The organism is Pseudomonas oryzihabitans (assembly GCF_001518815.1).
Classification (GTDB): Bacteria; Pseudomonadota; Gammaproteobacteria; order Pseudomonadales; family Pseudomonadaceae; genus Chryseomonas; species Chryseomonas oryzihabitans_E.
Window position 1 is genome coordinate 2,603,002 of sequence record NZ_CP013987.1, and the last position, 19,483, is coordinate 2,622,484.

The 19,483-nt window shown below is 67.7% G+C and carries 18 protein-coding genes; 11 read left to right on the plus strand and 7 right to left on the minus strand.

Annotated features, from left to right (window positions below; genetic code table 11):
- Positions 1–107 precede the first annotated feature (107 nt).
- Complete coding sequence (locus APT59_RS12075) at positions 108–1,424, plus strand: MFS transporter (protein ID WP_059315065.1); 1,317 nt, start codon at positions 108–110, stop codon at positions 1,422–1,424.
- 47 nt (positions 1,425–1,471) lie between these two features.
- Positions 1,472–2,470 (plus strand): succinylglutamate desuccinylase/aspartoacylase domain-containing protein, encoded by a 999-nt coding sequence (locus tag APT59_RS12080; protein ID WP_059315066.1) that lies wholly within the window; start codon positions 1,472–1,474, stop codon positions 2,468–2,470.
- Positions 2,471–2,542: 72 nt separating this feature from the next.
- On the opposite strand, the gene APT59_RS12085 is transcribed toward APT59_RS12080, so the two are convergent.
- Complete coding sequence (locus tag APT59_RS12085) at positions 2,543–3,424, minus strand: LysR family transcriptional regulator (RefSeq protein ID WP_059315067.1); 882 nt, start codon at positions 3,422–3,424, stop codon at positions 2,543–2,545.
- On the opposite strand from APT59_RS12085, the gene APT59_RS12090 reads away from it, so the two are divergent.
- From APT59_RS12090 to APT59_RS12100, 3 genes are read left to right on the plus strand one after another with little or no spacing between them, the layout of a single operon-like run.
- The gene (locus tag APT59_RS12090) at positions 3,367–4,863 is read left to right on the plus strand and encodes a citrate:proton symporter (RefSeq protein ID WP_335343158.1); all 1,497 of its coding nucleotides are present in this window, start codon (positions 3,367–3,369) and stop codon (positions 4,861–4,863) included. The genes APT59_RS12085 and APT59_RS12090 overlap by 58 nt on opposite strands.
- Positions 4,864–6,216: an acyclic terpene utilization AtuA family protein gene (locus tag APT59_RS12095; RefSeq protein WP_059315069.1), complete on the plus strand. Its 1,353-nt coding sequence runs from the start codon at positions 4,864–4,866 to the stop codon at positions 6,214–6,216. It begins immediately after the preceding gene.
- Positions 6,213–6,527, plus strand: a complete 315-nt coding sequence (locus APT59_RS12100; RefSeq protein WP_059315070.1) for a hypothetical protein — start codon at positions 6,213–6,215, stop codon at positions 6,525–6,527. Before APT59_RS12095 ends, APT59_RS12100 begins: the two co-directional genes overlap by 4 nt.
- Positions 6,528–6,545: 18 nt before the next feature.
- On the opposite strand, the gene APT59_RS12105 is transcribed toward APT59_RS12100, so the two are convergent.
- Positions 6,546–6,827: a hypothetical protein gene (locus tag APT59_RS12105; protein WP_059315071.1), complete on the minus strand. Its 282-nt coding sequence runs from the start codon at positions 6,825–6,827 to the stop codon at positions 6,546–6,548.
- A 400-nt stretch (positions 6,828–7,227) separates the two neighbouring features.
- Between APT59_RS12105 and APT59_RS12110 the strand changes: the two genes are divergently transcribed.
- On the plus strand, positions 7,228–7,509 hold the full coding sequence (locus tag APT59_RS12110) for a hypothetical protein (protein ID WP_059315072.1): 282 nt from the start codon (positions 7,228–7,230) through the stop codon (positions 7,507–7,509).
- 60 nt (positions 7,510–7,569) lie between these two features.
- On the opposite strand, the gene APT59_RS12115 is transcribed toward APT59_RS12110, so the two are convergent.
- Positions 7,570–8,541: an SDR family NAD(P)-dependent oxidoreductase gene (locus tag APT59_RS12115; protein WP_059315073.1), complete on the minus strand. Its 972-nt coding sequence runs from the start codon at positions 8,539–8,541 to the stop codon at positions 7,570–7,572.
- 169 nt (positions 8,542–8,710) lie between these two features.
- Complete coding sequence (locus APT59_RS12120) at positions 8,711–10,594, minus strand: sigma-54-dependent Fis family transcriptional regulator (protein ID WP_059315074.1); 1,884 nt, start codon at positions 10,592–10,594, stop codon at positions 8,711–8,713.
- 365 nt (positions 10,595–10,959) lie between these two features.
- Between APT59_RS12120 and APT59_RS12125 the strand changes: the two genes are divergently transcribed.
- From APT59_RS12125 to APT59_RS12145, 5 genes are read left to right on the plus strand one after another with little or no spacing between them, the layout of a single operon-like run.
- Positions 10,960–12,009, plus strand: coding sequence for an ATP-NAD kinase family protein (locus tag APT59_RS12125; protein ID WP_059315075.1), 1,050 nt, complete (start codon positions 10,960–10,962; stop codon positions 12,007–12,009).
- Position 12,010: 1 nt separating this feature from the next.
- Positions 12,011–12,988 carry a thiamine pyrophosphate-dependent dehydrogenase E1 component subunit alpha gene (locus APT59_RS12130; protein WP_059315076.1) on the plus strand — a complete coding sequence of 326 codons (978 nt, stop codon included), beginning with the start codon at positions 12,011–12,013 and terminating at the stop codon, positions 12,986–12,988.
- 25 nt (positions 12,989–13,013) lie between these two features.
- Positions 13,014–14,033 (plus strand): alpha-ketoacid dehydrogenase subunit beta, encoded by a 1,020-nt coding sequence (locus APT59_RS12135; protein WP_058791369.1) that lies wholly within the window; start codon positions 13,014–13,016, stop codon positions 14,031–14,033.
- Positions 14,030–15,151, plus strand: a complete 1,122-nt coding sequence (locus APT59_RS12140; protein WP_059315077.1) for an acetoin dehydrogenase dihydrolipoyllysine-residue acetyltransferase subunit — start codon at positions 14,030–14,032, stop codon at positions 15,149–15,151. Before APT59_RS12135 ends, APT59_RS12140 begins: the two co-directional genes overlap by 4 nt.
- A 12-nt stretch (positions 15,152–15,163) precedes the next feature.
- Positions 15,164–16,228: a 2,3-butanediol dehydrogenase gene (locus APT59_RS12145; protein WP_059315078.1), complete on the plus strand. Its 1,065-nt coding sequence runs from the start codon at positions 15,164–15,166 to the stop codon at positions 16,226–16,228.
- 46 nt (positions 16,229–16,274) lie between these two features.
- Here APT59_RS12145 and APT59_RS12150 read toward each other — a convergent pair whose 3' ends face one another.
- The 3 genes from APT59_RS12150 to APT59_RS12160 all read right to left on the minus strand — a co-directional run bounded on the left by APT59_RS12150 (position 16,275) and on the right by APT59_RS12160 (position 19,423).
- Entirely contained in the window at positions 16,275–16,853 is a 579-nt protein-coding gene (locus APT59_RS12150) for a glutathione S-transferase family protein (RefSeq protein ID WP_059315079.1), read from the minus strand.
- 65 nt (positions 16,854–16,918) lie between these two features.
- The gene (locus APT59_RS12155; protein WP_059316891.1) at positions 16,919–17,881 is read right to left on the minus strand and encodes a methyltransferase; all 963 of its coding nucleotides are present in this window, start codon (positions 17,879–17,881) and stop codon (positions 16,919–16,921) included.
- Between the two features lie 69 nt (positions 17,882–17,950).
- Positions 17,951–19,423 carry an iron-containing redox enzyme family protein gene (locus APT59_RS12160; protein ID WP_059315080.1) on the minus strand — a complete coding sequence of 491 codons (1,473 nt, stop codon included), beginning with the start codon at positions 19,421–19,423 and terminating at the stop codon, positions 17,951–17,953.
- Positions 19,424–19,483: the final 60 nt, after the last annotated feature.

Sequence of the window (19,483 nt, forward strand, 5' to 3'; positions counted from 1 at the left end):
TGTGCCGAAACGGCAATTGAGCCACTGCCCAACCATGACCCAAGGTTGAACCTCACTCGTGAAGGCGCCGCCACCCTCGGCCGCGCTCCGCCAAGGGGAACCAGGCCATGCCGCACTCCATATCGACCCTTGCCAGCGCCGAGGCTGGCGCACCAGCCCGGCGCGGCTCCTGGAAGGAAATCTGCGCGGCCGGCATCGGCAACGCGCTGGAATTCTACGACCTGCTGATCTACGGTTACTTCGCCGTCATCATCAGCCGGCAGTTCTTTCCTGCGGAAAATGAAACCACCTCCCTGCTGCTGAGCGTGGCCACCTTCGCCATCTCCTTCATCATGCGGCCTCTGGGTGCCGTGGTGCTGGGCTCCTATACCGACCGCCGCGGTCGCAAGGCCTCGCTGACGCTGTCCATCGCCCTGATGATGATCGGCACCCTGCTGATGACCTGCGTCCCCACCTACGGCCAGATCGGCCTGCTGGCGCCGCTGATCGTGATTATCGCGCGGATGCTGCAGGGCTTTTCCAGCGGCGGCGAGTTCGGCGCCTGCACCGCCTTCATGGCCGAGAACGCCACCGAGGGTCGGCGCGGCTTCTTCGCCAGCTGGCAGCTGTCCACCCAGGGCCTGGCCACGGTCTTCGCCGCTGGCGTGGCGGCGGTCCTGAGCTATGTGCTCAGCCCCGGGCAGCTGGACGACTGGGGCTGGCGCCTGGCCTTCGGCATCGGCCTGCTGATCGGCCCGATCGGCCTGTATATCCGCCGGCAGATGGATGAAACCCCTGAATTCAAGGCGCTGGCCCGCCGCGAAGGCCCGGAGCCAACCCCGGTGCGGGATCTGCTGAAGGCCGACTGGCGCGTGCTGCTGCTGTGCATCGGCGTGGTGTCCGGCGCCACCGCCTTCAACTACGTGCACAAGCTGTACATGCCCACCTACGCCATGAAGCAACTGCACATCGCCGCCACCTCCTCCTTTCTGGGCGCCTTCATTACTGGCCTTGCCATCATGCTGATGTCCCCGGTATTCGGCATCCTGTCCGATCGCTTCGGCCGCCTGCGGGTGCTGGGCATCGCCATGACCCTGGTCGGCCTGTCGTCCTATCCGCTGTTCCTGCTCCTCAACGCCCTGCCCTCCATCACCACCCTGCTGCTGGTGCAGGCGCTGGTGGGCGTCTTGATCGCCGCATCCCTCGGGCCAATCCCGGCGATGCTGGCCGATGCCTTTCCCACCCGTACCCGCGGCTCGGGCCTGTCGCTGAGCTACAACTTCTCGGTCACGGCCTTTGGCGGCTTCGCCCCGTTGGTGGTGACCTGGATGATCAACAGCAGCGGCGACAACCTGGCCCCCAGCTATTACGTGATGGCCACCGCCGCCCTGAGCCTGGTCTCGATCCTGGCGCTGACCCGCGCCCGGCGCCACGTCCCGTCCTGATCCATCGCCGGGGCCCGGCCCCGGCCTGCCCACCCTAGGAGCCTGCCATGACCACTCTCGCCCAGATCCGTGCCGGTCTGCCCCGCTACCCCATCGAAGTCGCGTTTCCGGACGTCGACCGCTGGAAGACCGGCAACACCGGCATCGACTACGTCCACACCTTCGACAGCGGCGTCGAAGGTCCTCACGTGGCCATCATGGCCCTGACCCACGGTAACGAGGTCAGCGGCGCCATCGCCGTCGACGAATTGCTGAGCCGGGGTATCCGTCCGCGCCGCGGCAAGCTGACCCTGGCCTTTGGCAACGTGGCCGCCTATCACGCCTTCGACCCGGACGACATCGACGCCACCCGCTACCTGGAGGAGGACATGAATCGCGTCTGGCTGCCACAGCGACTCCAGGGTCCGGCCACCACGGCAGATCTGGCGCGTGCCCAGCAACTGCGCCCGCTGATCGACGAGATCGACTGGCTGCTGGATATCCATTCCATGCACGAGCATTCCGCGCCGCTGATGATGACCGGTCCCCTGGAAAAAGGGCTGCGTCTGGCCGCCCAGCTGGGTACGCCGGAGTTTGTCATCGCCGACGCCGGACATCAGAACGGTCGGCGCCTGCGCGACTATGGCGGCTTTGGCGAAGGCGATAGTCCCAAGAACGCCCTGCTGATCGAAACCGGCCAGCACGTGCTGGCCGTGAGCCGTCAGATCGCCCTCGATTGCGTCGCGCGCTTCCTGCTATTGGCCGAGGTGGTGGATGAAGCTGCGGTGGCCGACCTGTTACAGGTGGCCAAGCCGGTGCGCCAGCGCTTCCTGCGGGTGACCGATGCCATCGTCGCGGACACCCTGGACTTTCGCTTCACCCAGGACTTCAAGGGCCTGGAGACCATCGCCGAAGCGGGCACTCTCATCGCCACCGACGGCGAGCGCGAGATCCGTACGCCCTACGCCAACTGTGTGCTGATCCAGCCCTCGATCCGCCACCTGGGTAGCGGTGTCACTGTCGTGCGCCTGGCGCGGGAGCTGGACGAGGACGAAGTGCCGCGCTGAGTCGGGGAGTGAGGCGCTGCAGGTGCCGCTTGTCACACTGTCTTAGCAGGAACGAGGGTGATCCTTCGACCACTAAGGCACCTGCAGCCGCTCCCGGAGCAAGGCAACGAACGCCTGAGCCGCCGGGGTGAGGCTGCGGCCGGCGGGGGTCAGGATGCCCAGCGGGCGGGCCAGGCTTTCGCCGCGCACCGGCAGCGCAACTACCGGCGCCTCGCCGCCCGCCGACTCCGGCAGCAGGGCCACGCCCTGTCCGGCGGCCACCAGGGCCAGCAGGGTGCTCATGTAGTTCGCCTCCAGGGCCGCCACCAGGCGCAGGCCGGCGGCGGCGAAGGCGAAGTCCAGGCACTCGCGCACGCTGCTGTCACGCCCCGTCAGCAGCAAGGGTACAGCGTCGAGTTCGGCCAGGGTGATTTCCGCCCGCTCCGCCCAGGGATGGTCGCGGGGCACGAACAGCTGCAGGTGATCGACGTACAGCGGCTGAAAATCGAGTCCCACGGCGCGCGGGCGGACGCCGATGCCGAGATCGACATGACCTTCGCGCACCAGGGCCTCGACCCGTCCGGCCACCACGTCCTGCACCCGGATTTCGATGGCCGGATGACGCGCCTGAAAGACCCTCAGCAGTTCCGGAAAGGGCCCCATGAAAAACGACGGCAAGGCGGCCAGGGTGACCCGCCCGCGGCGCAGGCCGGCCAGGTCCCGGGCATGGGTCTGGACATCGCCCAGATCCACCAGGACCCGTTCCAGGGGGCCGCGCAGTTCTTCACCCGCGGTGGTCAGCTGGACCCGCCGCGGGGTGCGTTCGAGCAGCTGCACCTCAAGCCAGGCTTCAAGTTGCTGGATCTGCACGGTGAGCGCGGGCGGTGACAGGTGCAACTCCTCCGCCGCGCGGGCGAATGAGCCATGGCGGGCCACGGCGAGAAAGGCCTGCACGTGCTGGAGCAGATTCTTCATTTTGTTTTTCTGAACGCCGCTTCGGAAGATTCCAATTTACAGGACGTCGACCGTCTTCGAATACTGCGAGCACAACAACAAAACCTCCCGTGTGCCCGCTCGCCGCGCCACGGTCCAAGGAGTCCGCCATGCTCGCCCTGCTCGGTGTCGTCACCATTCTTGCGTTGCTCGTCGCGGTCATGAGCAAACGCGTTTCACCCCTGGTCGCCCTCATCGTCATCCCCATCGCCGCCGCCCTGATCGGTGGCTTCGGCCTGGGGACCAGCGCCTTCATCATCGCCGGGATCAAGGGCGTCGCCCCGGTGATCGGCATGTTCGTCTTCGCCATCCTGTTCTTCGGCATCATGACCGACGCCGGGATGCTCGATCCCATCATCGATCGCATCCTGCGCACCGTCGGCACCCGGCCGACGCGCATCGTCTGCGGCAGCGCCCTGCTCGCCCTGCTGGTGCACCTGGACGGCTCCGGCGCGGTGACCTTCCTGGTGACCATCCCCGCCATGCTGCCGCTCTATACCCGCCTGGGCCTGGATCGCCGCATCCTGGCCTGCGTCGCGGCCATGGCCGCCGGGGTCAACTTCCTGCCCTGGACCGGGCCGGTGCTGCGCTCGTCCGCCGCCCTGCACGTGCCGGTGGCCGATCTCTTCCAGCCGCTGATCCCCGTGCAGCTGGTGGGCCTGGCCTTCGTCTTCGCCAGTGCCTGGTGGCTCGGGCGCCGCGAAGAAAAACGCCTGACCCTGGCCGGCCAGGCGCCCTGGCTGGACGCTGGTGGCGCGGGCGCTGCGCCGGAGCGGGTACTCAGCGACGCCGAGCGCGCCCTGCGTCGCCCTGGGCGTTTCTGGATCAACCTGCTGCTGACCCTGGTTGTGATGGGCGTGATGATCGCCGGCTGGGTCGATCCGGTGGTGATGTTCATGCTCGGTACCGTTGCCGCGCTGTGCCTGAACTACCCTTCGGTGGACGCTCAGAAGGCGCGCATCGACGCTCACGCCAAGACCGCCCTGACCATGGCCAGCATCCTCTTCGCCGCCGGCGTCTTCACCGGCATCATGCAGGGCAGCGGCATGCTCAAGGCCATGGCCCAGGTGGCGGTGGCCGGCATCCCGGCCGGGCATGGCCAACTGATCCCGGCGGTGGTGGGCTTCCTGTCCATGCCGCTGAGCCTGCTGTTCGATCCGGATTCCTTCTACTTCGGCGTCATGCCGGTGATCGCCGAGGTCGGCCGCAACCTGGGTGTCGACCCGGTGCAGGTGGCCCAGGCCTCGCTGCTCGGGGTGCACACCACCGGCTTCCCGGTCAGCCCCCTGACCCCGGCGACCTTCCTGCTGGTGGGCCTGTGCAAGCTGGACCTCGCCGATCACCAGCGCTTCACCATCCCCTTTCTGTTCGCGGCCTCGGTCCTGATGACCCTGACCGCCCTGCTCCTGGGAGTCTTCTAGATGACCCGTCTTCTTCGCATCGGCTGCGGCGCCGGCTATTCCGGTGATCGCATCGAGCCCGCCGTGGAGCTGGCCGAGCATGGCCGCCTCGACTACCTGGTGTTCGAATGCCTGGCCGAACGCACCATCGCCCTGGCGCAACAGGCGCGACTGGCCGATCCCGAGGCCGGCTTCGATCCGCTGCTGGAGGCGCGGATGCGCCGCATCCTGCCACTGCTGCGCCAGGCGGATCGTCCGCGCCTGCGGGTGATCACCAACATGGGCGCCGCCAACCCGACCGCCGCGGCGCGCAAGGTCGCCGCCCTGGCCCGGGAGCTGGGCGTCACAGGGCTGAAGATCGCCGCGGTAGCCGGCGACGATGTGCTGGCCCAGCTGCCCGCCGACGCCCTGCTGGACAATGGCCAGACCCTGGCCGAACTCGGCGATCGGGTGATCTCGGCCAACGCCTACCTGGGGGTGGACGGCATCGTCCAGGCCCTGGAAGCGGATGCCGATATCATCGTCACCGGCCGGGTAGCCGATCCCTCGCTGTTTCTCGCCCCCCTGGTGCACGAGTTTGGCTGGGCCGCGGATGACTGGGAGCGCCGCGGACGTGGTACCCTGGTCGGTCACCTGCTGGAATGCGCCGGTCAGGTCACTGGCGGCTACTTCGCCGACCCGGGCTACAAGGACGTCCCGGACCTCGCGCGCCTTGGGTTTCCGCTGGCGGAAGTAGACGCCGATGGCCACGCCACCCTTACCAAGGTGGCCGGTTCCGGCGGCTGCGTGACCCCGGCGACCTGCACCGAGCAGTTGCTTTACGAAGTGCATGATCCAGCCGCCTACCTGACCCCCGACGTAACCGCCGATTTTTCCGGTGTCGCGCTACAGCAAACGGGCCCGGACCGGGTATCCGTGAGCGGCGCTCGTGGCACCGCGCGGCCGGACCAGCTCAAGGTGTCGGTGGGCTATCGCGATGGCTGGCACGGTGAGGGTCAGCTCTCCTACGCGGGTCCCGGCGCCGTCGCCCGCGCCCGACTGGCCGCTGCCGTGGTACGCGAGCGTTTGCAACTCTGCGGCGTACCGGTCGAGGAGCTGCGCTGTGAGCTGATCGGCTGCGACGCTCTCCATGGAGAGACGCTCGCTGCCCGGGCCTCCGGCGAACCCTGGGAGGTACGGCTGCGGGTGGTTGGCCGCTGCGCCACCCGCGCGGCGGCAGTGCAGATCGGCAACGAGGTGGAAACCCTCTATACCAATGGCCCAGCGGGCGGCGGCGGCGCGACCAAGGCGGTGCGCGAGGTCATCGCCGTGGCTTCGCTGCTCTGGCCCCGAACCGCCGTCACCCCCACCCTGGATCTGGAGACGCTGCCATGAAAGTACGCGAGATTGCCCACGTCCGTACCGGCGACAAGGGGGACACCTCGAACATGGCGGTGATCGCCTATCGTCGGGAAGATTTCGACCGCCTGCGCCAGGCCCTTACCGCCGAACGGGTCGCGGCCTGGTTTGCCGACAGTCGCCCGACCGATGCCGCGCCCGTCCGCCGCTACGAGTTGCCGGCCCTGGGCGCGCTGAACTTCGTGCTGCCAGGCGCGTTGCGCGGGGGCGTCACCCGCTCTCTGGCCCTGGACGCCCATGGCAAGGGCCTGGGCGCAGCCCTGCTGGAGCTGGAACTGGACGACTGATCAGCCGCGGCGCGGTACTCAGCCTGGTGCGCCGACCTCGCCGCTGGGCAGCGCTGTCAGCAGCACCGTATCCGCGTCGAGTGGCACCTGGGCACCCTTGCGGCGCAATTCGTTGATGGCGTGGAGCAGGATCAGATTGACCTGTTCGACTTCCCTCATGTCGTCGGCCTTGAGCAGGCGCGATACTCGGGCGTTGTGGTCCGGCTCGATGAGGATGATCAGCAGCCCATCGCTGCGCCGCTCTAGTTGATGGTGGACGGGCGGATCGAGTCTGGCCAAGCGTTCGTGCAACCCGTCCATATACATCCCCCCGAAAAACAACTGCTTCACATTCAGGCTAGCTGCCGCACGGGGGAACGCAAGATGTCTGCGCTGGGCCTTTCTGCTGGAGGGGGATGACACCCGGCAGGAGACCGACGCCTGCCGAAGGACCTCACTTCGTCCTGTCACGAAGCTGCCATCAGCCCCCAGCACGCTGGGGTTCCTGATCGCCCCCTGTGGCCGAGGCCGCCTCATGGATAACCGTCGCACCCCTCACTCGCTCAGTTCGCCCGGTATCACTCGACGTCCCTGCCTAATTACTGCGGCTGAACGCTGCCTGGCGCCGCAGGCACAGACCCAGCGCATCGCCGATGCTACTCGATGCCTGGTCGCACTCGGTCATGAGCGAATCCTGCTGGTTTCAACAGCGGAGCGAGCCATGGCACTGGCGGACGCCGAGTTGCAGGGACACTGCCAGATCATGCTTGCAGCCGGCCTGCCGCTCTTGCCCCGTCTGGAACTCGATGAGGCAGGCGAGCCAGTCTGGCCGGAGCTGACAGCCTTGCTTACAGAGGTCACCCCCACCGCCTTGCTGTGCACTCAGCACGCACTGGTGGCAAGACTCAGAAGCGCCCTGCACCAGCACGCCGGGCTGCTGGGCTCTGTGCTCGTCGTGGGGCCAGGGACCAGCGACCCGCAGGGAGGTACGACCTGGCATTGACCCCGTGGAGACATCTGGAAGCACCAGCCCCAACCAGACGTCTGCCGATTCTTTCCTCGCTCAGAAATTCGAACCCCGGATGCCCTGCCCGGCCTGATCGGGCTGCTGCAGGTTGCCCGAGGTATCGGCCTTGACCGGGTTCCAGTCGATCTCGGCGCGCTGCACCGCATCGGCCGTGAAGCGTTCGTTGAGTTCCGGCGCCAGGCGATGGCCCCAGTAGGCCATCTTCGCCTTGTAACCCACGGTGATTTCCTTTTGTGGTTGCAGCAACGCCTTGACGATGGCCTGGACCGCCTTGTCCGGTGCGTCCTTGGTCGGCAGATCGGGGCGGTGACCGGTATAGGTGGCCGAATGGCCCCAGATCGGGGTATCCAGCGCCCAGGGCAGCACCGTCGACAGCTGGATGTTGGGCTGCCGACCACGCCGCAGTTCCTGCTGGAGCACACGGCCGAGGCTGAGTACCGCGGCCTTGGACGCCGAATAGGAGGCCTGGTAGGCATGGGGGATCTCGCCGTCGACCGACGCCACGTTGACCAGCCGGCCATAACCCTGGCGGCGGAAGCGCTGCATGGCCAGGTGGGTACCGATGACCACGCCTTTGACATTGGTATCCAACAGACGCAGGTGGTCGTCCAGCGGGATTTCTTCGAAGCGACCCACCGCGACGACGCCGGCATTGTTGATCCAGCCGTCGATACGACCGAAGCGCTGCTCGGCCTGCTCGGCCAGGGCATTCATCTGCGCCACGTCGGCGACGTCGGTCGGCACCACCAGGGCCGCGACGCCTAGCGCCTGCACCTCCACCGCCAGGGCTTCGAGTGCTTCGGTCCGCCGTGCGGCCAGCACCAGATTGGCACCACGCTGGGCCAGCGCCAGGGCCACACCGCGACCGACGCCACTGGAAGCGCCGGTGACGACGATGGTCCGGCCGATCAGCTGCTGGCGATCAGGCCGCTCTGAGCGCCGGGACGAGGTGCGGTTCAGCAGGGCCAGGGCGGCAGGCAGGGCAAGTAACAGTGGCAGGGTACGCATCAGGGGTCTTCCTCGGGTCTGTGTCTGAGGTGTGACCCGTAGGCGACCGCGGTAACGTCCCGCTTGGGACGACCGGGGCCTGACGCGACGACGGCAACCGCTTCGCTTGATCGACGAGATGGCCGCGCCAGGGCGGCTGCCATGCTTCACGACCGTTCGGCGGAAGACCTCAGGTTTCTGGCTGGCGATGCGGCATGACGATGCCATGCAGCTTGAGCCGCCGATAGAAGGTGGCCCGGGACATACCCAGCGCTTGGGCAGCAGGAACCGCCTTCCAACGGTGCCGCACCAGCGCGGCGAGGATAAATCGCCGTTCAGGGCTATCGACCTGTGGCTGTGGCTCCGTGGACAGCGGCACGTCTAGCCCCAGGCTGGGCGGCAGGTGATCGAGGGTGATGAGGGCGCCGTCGCAGAGCGCACAGGCGTAACGCAGCACATTGCGCAACTCGCGCACGTTGCCCGGCCAGTCGTGAGCGAGGATGGCCTCTTGCACCTGGGGTGCCATTTCCGGGATGGCATCGCTACCGCGCTCCTCCGCCAACAGGCGCTGCGCCAGGGCCAAACGGTCGGCGCGTTCACGCAGCGGTGGCAGCTGGAAGACGGCGCCGTTTAAGCGATAGAGCAAGTCTTCGCGAAACAGGCCGGCCGCGACCCGTTCGCCGAGATCCCGATGGGTCGCGCAGACCAGACGGACGTCCACCCGCCGTGGCTGGGCGCTGCCCACCGGCAGCACCTCGCCCTCGGCCAGCACGCGCAGCAGGCGAGTCTGCAGGACCAAGGGCATATCGCCAATCTCGTCGAGAAACAGCGTGCCGCCATCAGCCGCTACGATCAGGCCGTCGCGGCCCTGGCGCTGGGCCCCGGTAAAGGCACCGGCCGCGTGGCCGAACAGCTCGCTCTCGATCAGGCTCTCCGGCAGCGCCGCGCAGTTGAGGGCGACGAAGGGCCGTCCTGCGCGGTCACCGCCCTCGTGCAAGGCGCGAGCAAAGACCTCCTTGCCAGTGCCTGTCTCACCCGTGACCAGGATCGGCAGGCCGTGGCGATAGAGGCGCTTGCCAGTCTGCAGTGCCTGGCTGATCCGTGGTTCCTGTTCCGGCTCGGCCTCCACCTGGGCGCGAACCAGGGGAATGACCACGCCCGCACGCTGGCGCGGCGCCCGCACCCGGGCATGGAAGTGCGCTTCGCCCAGGCGCAGCGGTTCGCCATAGTCCTCCTGTAGCCGCGCCGAGGCGTCGCGACCGAACAACTCGTCGAGGCGCTGCGGCAGATAGCCCAGCTGGCCCAGGCAGAGCTGTCGGGCCGGACGATTCAGACCGGTCAGGCGACCGCTGGCATCCCAGGCGAGCAGAAATTCCGGCTGGGTGTCCAGGTAGCTGGCCTGGGCATGGCCGCAGAGTACCCAGTCGCCCCGGGCACTGTGCATGAAGTAGGCATTCTCGATGCGCTGGGCGCTGTCACGGGTGAATTGCTGGATCAGCAACTGGCTGCGGCGATCGTCCGGCGAGCGTGGCGCCGACACGTCCAGCACCCCAAGCAACTCGCCACCCGGGGCGAACACCGGCGCGGCGGTACAGGTCAGGCCGGTGAAGGCCACGCGGAAGTGATCGGCCTTGTGCACCGTTACTGGCGCCCGGTCGGTCAGCACCGCGGCCACGCCGCAGGTGCCCTCCTCCTGCTCGGACCAGCAGGTCCCCAGGTAGAGTCCGGCGCGGCGGCATTCCTCATCGAGCCGATCGCTGACCCGGTAGTCCAGGGTATGGCCCTGGGCGTCGGCCAGCAGCACGCAATAGTCGGCGGCCTCGACCCGCCCATGCAGGGCCGCGAGTTCGCCGTCGGCCACGCGCAGGAAGTCTTCGGCGGCCTGCTGGTGCTGGCGCAATTCATAGCGCGAGAGGATGCGCGGGCCGCGCAGGCTGCCCGGGTCGAGCTGATACTGCTCGAAAGAGCGTCGCCAGGAATCGAGGATGCGCCCGGGCGGACTGGCCGCGCGCAGCGGGGCGCGCAGGGCCTGGTCGATGGCGCGGGCGTGATAGCGGGCCTGGGTAGACAACATGGGCGTCTCTCCCTGAATTCCGGTCATGGCATGGAAGGCCGGTCATTGTTCTGTCCCTCATTTAGCGCTCCCAGGGCGCTGCCTTCAAGTCCGCCGCTCCGTGAGACGAATCGTCTCAGCGTCTCGCTATTCCGCCATCGCCCTGAGACGAGCGGGCTCGTCCAGCCGCTCCCGATCAGACCGCTCCAGGTGCCTGCAGCCCGCGCCAGGCCTGACCCGCAAGGGATCGACGCCAACCTGGCACTGGCCTTGCTCTGGGCTCTGCGACGCTCCCATGACAACGACAAGAGGGCCAGACCCATGAGCGCATCGCGGTATAGCAGAGCGGCTCCCATGACGGGCGACCTGGCACTCCGGAGCCCGCCATGCCCATAACCGTTGGCATCCTGCCCAACCCGGCCTCGGGCCGTGACCTGCGGCGGCTGACCGGTAATGCCGCCCTGACCTCCAGCACCGACAAGGCCGGGGTGGTGATGCGCCTGCTGGCCGCCTTTGGCGCCACCGGTGTGGAGCGGGTGCTGCTGCCGCCGGACATGACCGGCATCGCCGCCGCCGTGCTCAAGGCCAGCAGCAGCCGTCAGGCCCGCGAGCAGCACTGGCCGGAGCTGGTGTTTCTCGATCTGCCGCTCACGCAAACGGTGGATGACACCCGCCGTGCCGCCAGGGCCTTACTGGCCCAGGGCGCCCGGGTGATCGCCGTGCTCGGCGGCGACGGCACCCACAAGGCGGTCGCCGCCGAGGTGGGCGACCTGCCGCTGCTGACCCTCTCCACCGGCACCAACAACGCCTTTCCGGAATTGCGTGAGGCCACCAGCGCGGGACTGGCCGGCGGCCTGGTCGCGGCCGGCCGGGTCGACCCAGCACTGGCGCTGCGGCGCAACAAGCGGCTGCGGGTGGAAGTGCCCGAGCGCGGCATTCGCGACTGGGCGCTGGTGGACGTGGCGGTCTGTCGCCAGACCTATATCGGTGCCCGCGCGGTGACCCAGGTGGAGGATCTCGCGGAGGTCTTCACCACCTTCGCCGAGCCCTGGGCCATTGGCCTGTCGGCCCTCTGCGGCCTCTGGCATCCGGTCGCGCGTAGCGCCTCCCATGGCGGCTGGGTGCGGCTGGAGCCGGAGGCTCCGGCACAACTGACCGTTCCCCTCGCCCCCGGCGTGCTGGCCCAGGCCGGCATCGCCGCCAGTGGCCTGCTTCTGCCCGGCGAACCCCGGGCGCTGTCCCTCGCTACCGGCACCCTGGCGCTGGACGGCGAGCGGGAAATCGAATTCAGCCCCGAGGAGCGTCCGCAGGTGACGCTGGACCTCGACGGCCCCCTGAGCATCGACGTGGAGCGGGTATTGGAATTGGCGGCGCAGCAGCGCCTGCTGGTCCGCCGCCTGCCCGCGTCGGCCCTCGGCAATCCTGGAGAACAATAAGATGAGCGAGAACCCCAGCGTCGAAAATCTGAGCCATGCCTACCGGGTGATGCGCACCATCCGCGCCTTCGAGGAGCGGCTGCACGTGGAATTCGCCACCGGCGAGATTCCCGGCTTCGTCCACCTCTATGCCGGCGAGGAGGCCTCGGCCGCCGGTGTCATGGCCCACCTGGGCCACGAGGACAGCATCGCCTCCACCCACCGCGGCCACGGCCACTGCATCGCCAAGGGCGTGGACGTCTACGGCATGATGGCCGAGATCTACGGCAAGAAAACCGGCGTCTGCCAGGGCAAGGGCGGCTCCATGCACATCGCCGACCTTGAAAAGGGCATGCTCGGCGCCAACGGCATCGTCGGGGCTGGCGCGCCCCTGGCCGCAGGTGCCGCCCTGGCAGCCAAGCTCAAGGGCAGCGACGCGGTGGCCGTGGCCTTCTTCGGCGACGGCGGTTCCAACGAGGGCGCGGTATTCGAGGCCATGAACCTGGCCTCGGTGTGGAACCTGCCGTGCATCTTCGTCGCCGAGAACAATGGCTACGCCGAGGCCACCGCCGCCAACTGGTCGGTGGCCTGCGACCACATCGCCGACCGCGCCGCCGGCTTCGGCATGCCCGGCGTGACGGTGGACGGCTTCGACTTCTTTGCCGTCCATGAGGCCGCCGCGGCTGCCGTGGCCCGTGCCCGGGCCGGCGAAGGCCCCTCGCTGATCGAGGTGAAGTTCACCCGCTACTTCGGCCACTTCGAGGGCGACGCCCAGACCTATCGCGATCCGGACGAGGTCAAGCAGGCCCGGGAGCAGCGCGACTGCCTGATGCAGTTCCGCGAGCGGGTGACGCGCTCTGGCCAGCTCCAGCCCGCCCTGCTCGACAGCATCGACCAGGAGGTGGAACAGCTCATCGAAGACGCCGTGCGCAAGGCCAAGGCCGATCCCAAGCCCGGCCCGGAAGACCTGCTCACCGACGTCTACGTCACCTACGCCTGATCGGAAAACAACAAGGAGCGCCACCATGGCCAGAAAGATCAGCTACCAGCAAGCCATCAACGAAGCCCTGGAACAGGAGATGCGCCGCGATCCCACCGTCTTCCTCATGGGCGAAGACAACGCCGGGGGCGCCGGAGCGCCTGGCGAGCAGGATGCCTGGGGCGGCGTGCTCGGCGTCACCAAGGGCCTCTACCACAAGTTTCCCGGACGGGTGCTGGACACCCCGCTGTCGGAGATCGGCTACGTCGGCGCGGCGGTAGGCGCCGCCGCCCGCGGCACCCGGCCGGTGTGCGAACTGATGTTCGTCGACTTCGCCGGCTGCTGCCTGGACCAGATCCTCAACCAGGCTGCCAAATTTCGCTACATGTTCGGCGGCAAGGCGGTCACCCCGCTGGTCCTGCGCACCATGGTCGGCGCGGGCCTCCGCGCCGCGGCCCAGCATTCGCAGATGCTCACCTCCTGGTGGACCCATATCCCCGGGCTAAAGGTGGTCTGCCCGGCCACCCCCTACGATGCCAAGGGCCTGCTGATCCAGGCCATCCGCGACAACGACCCGGTGATCTTCTGCGAGCACAAGCTGCTCTACGGGATGCAGGGCGAGGTGCCCGAGGAGTCCTACGCCATCCCCTTCGGCGAGGCCAGCTTCCTGCGTGAAGGCGACGACGTCAGCCTCATCACCTATGGCCGCATGGTGCACCTGGCCATGGAGGCCGCTGCCAACCTGGCGCGCCAGGGCGTTTCCTGCGAGGTGCTGGACCTGCGCACCACCAGCCCGCTGGATCGCGACAGCATCCTGGAAAGCGTCGAGAAGACCGGCCGCGCGGTGGTCATCGACGAAGCCAATCCGCGCTGCTCGGTGGCCACCGACATCGCCGCCCTGCTCGCCGAGCAGGCCTTCGACGATCTGCGCGCCCCGGTGCAGCTGGTGACCGCGCCGCACACCCCGGTGCCCTTTTCCGATGCCCTGGAAGACCTCTACATCCCCGACGCGGCCAAGATCGAGCGCGCCGTGCTGAAGATCACCCAAGGGAGGCAGGCCGCATGAGCCAGATCCATACCCTGACCATGCCCAAATGGGGCCTGTCCATGAGCGAAGGCCGGGTCAACGCCTGGCTCAAGGCCGAAGGCGACAGCATCACCAAGGGCGACGAGGTGCTCGACGTCGAGACCGACAAGATCAGCAGCAGCGTCGAGGCGCCCTTCTCCGGCACCCTGCGCCGCTGCCTGGCGCGGGAGGACGAGACCCTGGCGGTAGGCGCCCTGCTGGCCATCGTGGTGGAAGGCGAAGCCAGCGACGCCGAGATCGAGGCGGTGATCGCGCGCTTCCAGGAAGACTTCGTACCCGGTGGCGAAGACGCCGCCGACGCCGGTCCCCAGGCGCAGCGCATCGAGCTCGACGGCCGGCCGCTGCGCTATCTGGAACGCGGCGAAGGCGGCCTGCCGCTGGTGCTGATCCACGGCTTCTCCGGCGATCTGGACAACTGGCTGTTCAACCACCAGGCCCTGGCCGCCGAACGCCGGGTGGTCGCCCTGGACCTGCCGGGCCATGGTCAGTCCGGCAAGGGCCTCGCCACCGGGGACCTTGCCGAGCTAGGCGCTGCGGTGCTGGCTCTGCTCGACCATCTGGACATCCGCCGCGCCGTGCTCGTCGGCCACTCCATGGGCGGCGCCGTCGCCCTGCAGCTGGCGCAGACGGCGCCACAGCGGGTTGCCGGCCTGGTGCTGATCGGCAGCGCCGGGCTGGGCCAGGACATCAATGGCGCCTACCTGGAAGGCTTCGTCGCCGCCACCAGTCGCAACCAGCTCAAGGGACCGGTCAGCCTGCTGTTCAGCGATCCCGGCCTGGTCACCCGACCACTGCTGGAGGACCTGCTCAAGTACAAGCGCCTGGAAGGCGTGGACCAGGCCCTGAATCGACTGGCCGGCACGCTCTTCCCCAATGGCCAGCAGGCCCAGGTGCTGCGCCAGGTACTCGAAGGGGATCTGCCCGCCCTGGTGATCTGGGGCAAGGCCGACGCCATCATTCCGGTCCAGCATGCCCAAGGCCTGCCGGAAACCGTTCAGGTCGAGATCCTGGAGGGCCAGGGCCATATGGTGCAGATGGAGGCCGCGGACCGGGTCAATGCCCTGATCCAGGCCTTCCTGCCCCGCTGCGAACGCTAGAGGAGCCTCATGATGAAAGCAGCCCGTTTCCATGCCGCCCGCGACATCCGGGTGGAAGACGTCCCGGCTCCCGGCGCGCCGGGCCCTACCCAGGTCCTGGTGAAAAACCAGTTCTGCGGGATCTGCGGTACCGATCTGCACGAGTACCTTGGCGGGCCCATTTTCATTCCCACCGCGCCGCACAGCTACACCGGCGGTAAGGTGCCGCAGATCCTTGGCCACGAGTATTCCGGCGTGGTGGAGGCCGTTGGCAGTCAGGTGACGTCGGTGAAACCCGGTGACCGGGTCTCCATCCAGCCCATGGTGTCGCCACGCGACGACTACTACGGCCGCCGCGGCCAGTACCAGCTCAGCGAGCAGCTGGCTATCATTGGCCTGTCCCATCCCTGGGGCGGCATGGCCGAGTACTCCCTGGTGGAGGACTACAACGCCATCCCCATGCCGGACGACCTCAGCACCGAGCATGCGGCGCTGATCGAGCCCACGGCGGTGACCGTCTATGCCACCCACCGGGGCGGCGTGAAGCCCGGCGACAGCGTGCTGGTCGCCGGCGCCGGGCCCATCGGCCAGCTGCAGGTCATGGCCGCCCGCGCGGCCGGGGCTACCCGGATCTTCCTGGTGGACCTCAACGACAACCGCCTGGAGATGGCACACAGCCTGGTGGAGGGGCTCATCACCCTGAATCCCGGTAGCACCGATGTGCTGCGCGAGATCCGCGCCCGGACGGCGGGGGGCGTGGGGGTGGATGTGGCCTTCGAATGCGTGGGTGCCGAGGCGCCGTTGGGCATGTGCCTGGAAGCGGTGCGGCGCCAGGGCGTGGTGGTCCAGGTGGGGATGCAGGGCAAGCCACCGGCGCTGGATGGCTTCACCCTGACCTACAAGGACGTCGACCTGCGCGGCTCCTGGTGCTACTCCACGCTGATGTGGCCCCAGGTGGCAGCCCTGATCGCCAGCGGCCAGCTACCGGCCGAGAAGGTCGTGACCCGCCATATCGCCCTGGACGACGTGGTGGAACAGGGGTTCGAGGCTTTGCTGGACAAGGCCGGCACCCAGCTGAAGATCCTGATCGAGCTCTAGCGCTTACCACGCGGTCGGCGGGGGCCGCCGCGTGGGCTTTTACGCCTTACTGGAAGGTCGTCGCGGCAAAGCTGGGGCGCGCCATGAGCCGCCGATGAAAGGCCACCAGCCGCGTGCGGCCCGACCAGTCGATCTCCGGCAGGCGAAAGCTCAGGTAGTCCAGGCCGACGGCTACGAGGTAATGGCTGAAATCGAGGTCTTCCGCGTTACGCTCCGAATGTTCTTCCAGGCGCGCCAGCAGGCGTTCGATGGCTGCCAGCCGCCGTGCGCCGAGCACGGACCCATCCTGGCCCGCACCGCCATGCTTGCGGGCGATGACGGTGCCGAAGGCCGCGTCGATCAGGCCCTGGCCAAGGCCGGCCAGTTGCAGGCGTTCGGCCGCAAGCGCGGCACCGCCGCCCAGCTGGTGCAAATGGACGCAGATCAGCAGAGTCTCACTGAGGGCGATACCCTCGTCGGTGATCAGCACCGGCACCTTGTTGGCCGGGTTGGCGGCCAACAGCTGCGCGTCTTCGTTCCAGGGGTCGCTCCATACCAGTGCCAGTCGCTCGCCAAAGCCGGCTTCGAGGGCGGTGACGCGCGCGGAGCGGGCATAGGGCGAGGTCTGGTTCAGCAGCAATTGCATGGTCGACTCCTAGACACGAGCGGGCGGTGAAAGGGGCCCGCCCGTATAGCCGCTCCCGTGCGCCTTCAGCGCGGCCGGGTCACGGTCAGGACGACGGCGGCGATGCGATCGGTATGGGCATAGACCCCTGCCTCCAGCTCTTCACCGAAGACATCCGGATCCAGTTCGCGATAGCGCCAGGCCATGTCCTGGCCGTCCAGGCGGGTGCGGACTTCTTCGAGAAAAGGATCTCGACCGTCGACCATGGCGACGCCGGTATAGAGCAGCAAGGTGCCGCCCGGTGCCAGGCGCTGCAGCGCGGTGTCGAGGATGGCCAGGGACAGGCCAGCCCCGAGGGGACCGCCGCCATGGCGATAGGCGCGCTCACCGGGATCGACCAGATAAGGGGGATTGGACAGGATGAAATCGAAGTTGCCCGCCACATCGTTCAGCAGGTTGCTGTAGCACGCGCTGACATTGTCGGCACCGGCCAGCTCGGCGTTGGTCCGGGTCAGCGCCAGGGCGCGCTCGTTGATGTCCACGGCGAGCACCTCGGCATCGGGCCGCGCCAGGGCGACCAGGATGGCACCCGGACCGGCACCGCTGCCGATGTCCACGGCGCGGCGGATGTCAGCGGTGTCGAAGCGCAGCTGGGCTTCGAGGGCATTGGCATAGCGATAGGTGTCGGGGCCGAAGAACACCGCATCGGCGTCCTCGGTGGGATAGGCGGAATGCACGAACAGCTGGTCGCCCAGGCTCGATACCCGCACCCGGCTGCGCCAGCCACCCGGCACCGCGGTCAGCAGCTTGGCCGCCGCCAGGGTGTCGATCAAAGAACCGGGCAGCAGCTCGGGGGAAAACGGCCGGCTCCAGCCGAAGATGCCCTGCAGATCCTGTGCCCAGGCATTACCTGGCCGGGCATTGACCCGCGCATGGGAGGCCGGAGTGGGCGTAATGAAGTGATAGTCCGCTGCTCGGAGTGTCTCGATCAGGAGTTTCAGGACAGCGGCCGCGTCAGGGCTGGTCGCGGTACGTTCGGGATGTTCCATGGCCGTCACGGGCGGTTCCTTCAATGACAGTCGAAATGAAAAAGGACCCGCGAGGGTCCTTGAATAGGGTCAGCCCAACAGGGAGACGAACAGCCGCGTCGCCAGCAGGCCGGCGCGGCTGTGATGGCGTGCCGGTGACAGCTGCTCCACCAGCAGGCCCATGGCGGCCGCGCGGCTGGGCTGGCTGGCCAGACGCTGCTCCAGCGCGACCTCATCGCTATCGAAGTCGCTCGCCTGGGCCTTGCTCGCATTGGCCGCCGTGCTCTGCTCGGCTTCCAGCGCCGGGCACAGGCGCTCCTGCTGACGCTGGCGAGCGCGAAAGCTCACCTCCCGGCGTGGCAGTACCGCCACCCGCTCGGCGGCAGCCTGGTTCCGGGCGCCGCTGTGCACGAAGTCGCCAGCGATCCAGTCGTGGATCAGCTGTTGCTCGTAGGCAGTGAAGACGCCGAACATCTCGGCGCGCTCCCCCTGGATCAGCCGCCAGAAACGACTGTTGGCCGGATCTTCATGACGCTTGATCCAGCCCTGCTCCTGCATGACCTGAAGGAAATCGGGAATCTGCGAGGGATCGGTCAACCAGTCGCTGACACTGCGACCACCGATGCGGCAATAGTCCGAGTGCACATAGCGGCCAACGGTACTCTTTTCCGCCAGCACCTCGATCACCGCCTGCTCCAGATCGAAGCTGCCGATCACCGACGTGGTGCCGGCGCCCAGCTCATTGAGCAAATAGCCCTGCACCACTCGCTGGTAGAAGGCGGTGCGGCCTTCGGCAGGCATGGCATCGTGCACCGCCTGCAGCGCCTTGCGCGCATGACCGGTGCCGGCATTGTCGACGGTAACGTGCAGGGTGAAGTAATAGGGGTCGATACCCAGTTCGTTGAGCTCGTAGGAGGTGATCAGCAGGTGCAAGGGCAGCTGCTCGTAACCCAGATTGAAACCGAGCACCTCGGGCAGGTAGTGATCGGCGTGGTAGGCCAGGGCCAGCTGGATCGCGCCCTGGACATAGTGGTCGTCGCTCAGCTGCGAGAAATCTTCACAGCCGTGGCTGGCCAGCAGCTTGCGATAGAGCACCACATGATTCTTGTCGGGCTGACCGTCACCCAGTTCTTCGAGATAGATCTGGATGGCCGCGCGATAGCGCAGGTCGTCCCAGTGGGCGAGCGTGCCATAGAGCCAGGCGCCATCGACCAGCTTGGTAGGCGCCACGCCACGCAGGAAGTACAGCGCATGGGCCTTGCTGCCAAAATAGCGTCGCGGCGCACCAGCCTTGCGGGCCGCCAGATAGTCCTGGTACTGGGCGCCAACCCGGGCGTTGTTCTCCAGCACCCAGGCTTCCAGCGTGTCGGGATCCGCCGGGAGGTCGGCCTTCATGGCACTTACGGCCTGCAGCTGGTCATCGAGATAGTGCCGCGCCTGCTCCCGCGCAACACCGCTGGGTTTTTCCACCAGCAGCTCGCGATAGAGCGACTTGGCGGGTTCCAGGGCGACGGGAGTCGACCCAGGGCGCTGGCCGGTTACGGCTCTTGTAGTGGTCTGCATAGAGGGCACATCTGGCAGCTGATGAATACCCTATTCGGCCTGCAGGCCCCAGCTTGGTTC

What these genes read in the sequence shown, in the direction of transcription:
- APT59_RS12075 (WP_059315065.1), top strand. Translation starts at nt 108, where the DNA reads ATGCCGCACTCCATATCGACCCTTGCCAGCGCCGAGGCTGGCGCACCA.
- APT59_RS12080 (WP_059315066.1), top strand. Translation starts at nt 1,472, where the DNA reads ATGACCACTCTCGCCCAGATCCGTGCCGGTCTGCCCCGCTACCCCATC.
- APT59_RS12090 (WP_335343158.1), top strand. Translation starts at nt 3,367, where the DNA reads ATGAGCCATGGCGGGCCACGGCGAGAAAGGCCTGCACGTGCTGGAGCA.
- APT59_RS12085 (WP_059315067.1), bottom strand. Translation starts at nt 3,424, where the DNA reads ATGAAGAATCTGCTCCAGCACGTGCAGGCCTTTCTCGCCGTGGCCCGC.
- APT59_RS12095 (WP_059315069.1), top strand. Translation starts at nt 4,864, where the DNA reads ATGACCCGTCTTCTTCGCATCGGCTGCGGCGCCGGCTATTCCGGTGAT.
- APT59_RS12100 (WP_059315070.1), top strand. Translation starts at nt 6,213, where the DNA reads ATGAAAGTACGCGAGATTGCCCACGTCCGTACCGGCGACAAGGGGGAC.
- APT59_RS12105 (WP_059315071.1), bottom strand. Translation starts at nt 6,827, where the DNA reads ATGGACGGGTTGCACGAACGCTTGGCCAGACTCGATCCGCCCGTCCAC.
- APT59_RS12110 (WP_059315072.1), top strand. Translation starts at nt 7,228, where the DNA reads ATGGCACTGGCGGACGCCGAGTTGCAGGGACACTGCCAGATCATGCTT.
- APT59_RS12115 (WP_059315073.1), bottom strand. Translation starts at nt 8,541, where the DNA reads ATGCGTACCCTGCCACTGTTACTTGCCCTGCCTGCCGCCCTGGCCCTG.
- APT59_RS12120 (WP_059315074.1), bottom strand. Translation starts at nt 10,594, where the DNA reads ATGTTGTCTACCCAGGCCCGCTATCACGCCCGCGCCATCGACCAGGCC.
- APT59_RS12125 (WP_059315075.1), top strand. Translation starts at nt 10,960, where the DNA reads ATGCCCATAACCGTTGGCATCCTGCCCAACCCGGCCTCGGGCCGTGAC.
- APT59_RS12130 (WP_059315076.1), top strand. Translation starts at nt 12,011, where the DNA reads ATGAGCGAGAACCCCAGCGTCGAAAATCTGAGCCATGCCTACCGGGTG.
- APT59_RS12135 (WP_058791369.1), top strand. Translation starts at nt 13,014, where the DNA reads ATGGCCAGAAAGATCAGCTACCAGCAAGCCATCAACGAAGCCCTGGAA.
- APT59_RS12140 (WP_059315077.1), top strand. Translation starts at nt 14,030, where the DNA reads ATGAGCCAGATCCATACCCTGACCATGCCCAAATGGGGCCTGTCCATG.
- APT59_RS12145 (WP_059315078.1), top strand. Translation starts at nt 15,164, where the DNA reads ATGAAAGCAGCCCGTTTCCATGCCGCCCGCGACATCCGGGTGGAAGAC.
- APT59_RS12150 (WP_059315079.1), bottom strand. Translation starts at nt 16,853, where the DNA reads ATGCAATTGCTGCTGAACCAGACCTCGCCCTATGCCCGCTCCGCGCGC.
- APT59_RS12155 (WP_059316891.1), bottom strand. Translation starts at nt 17,881, where the DNA reads ATGGAACATCCCGAACGTACCGCGACCAGCCCTGACGCGGCCGCTGTC.
- APT59_RS12160 (WP_059315080.1), bottom strand. Translation starts at nt 19,423, where the DNA reads ATGCAGACCACTACAAGAGCCGTAACCGGCCAGCGCCCTGGGTCGACT.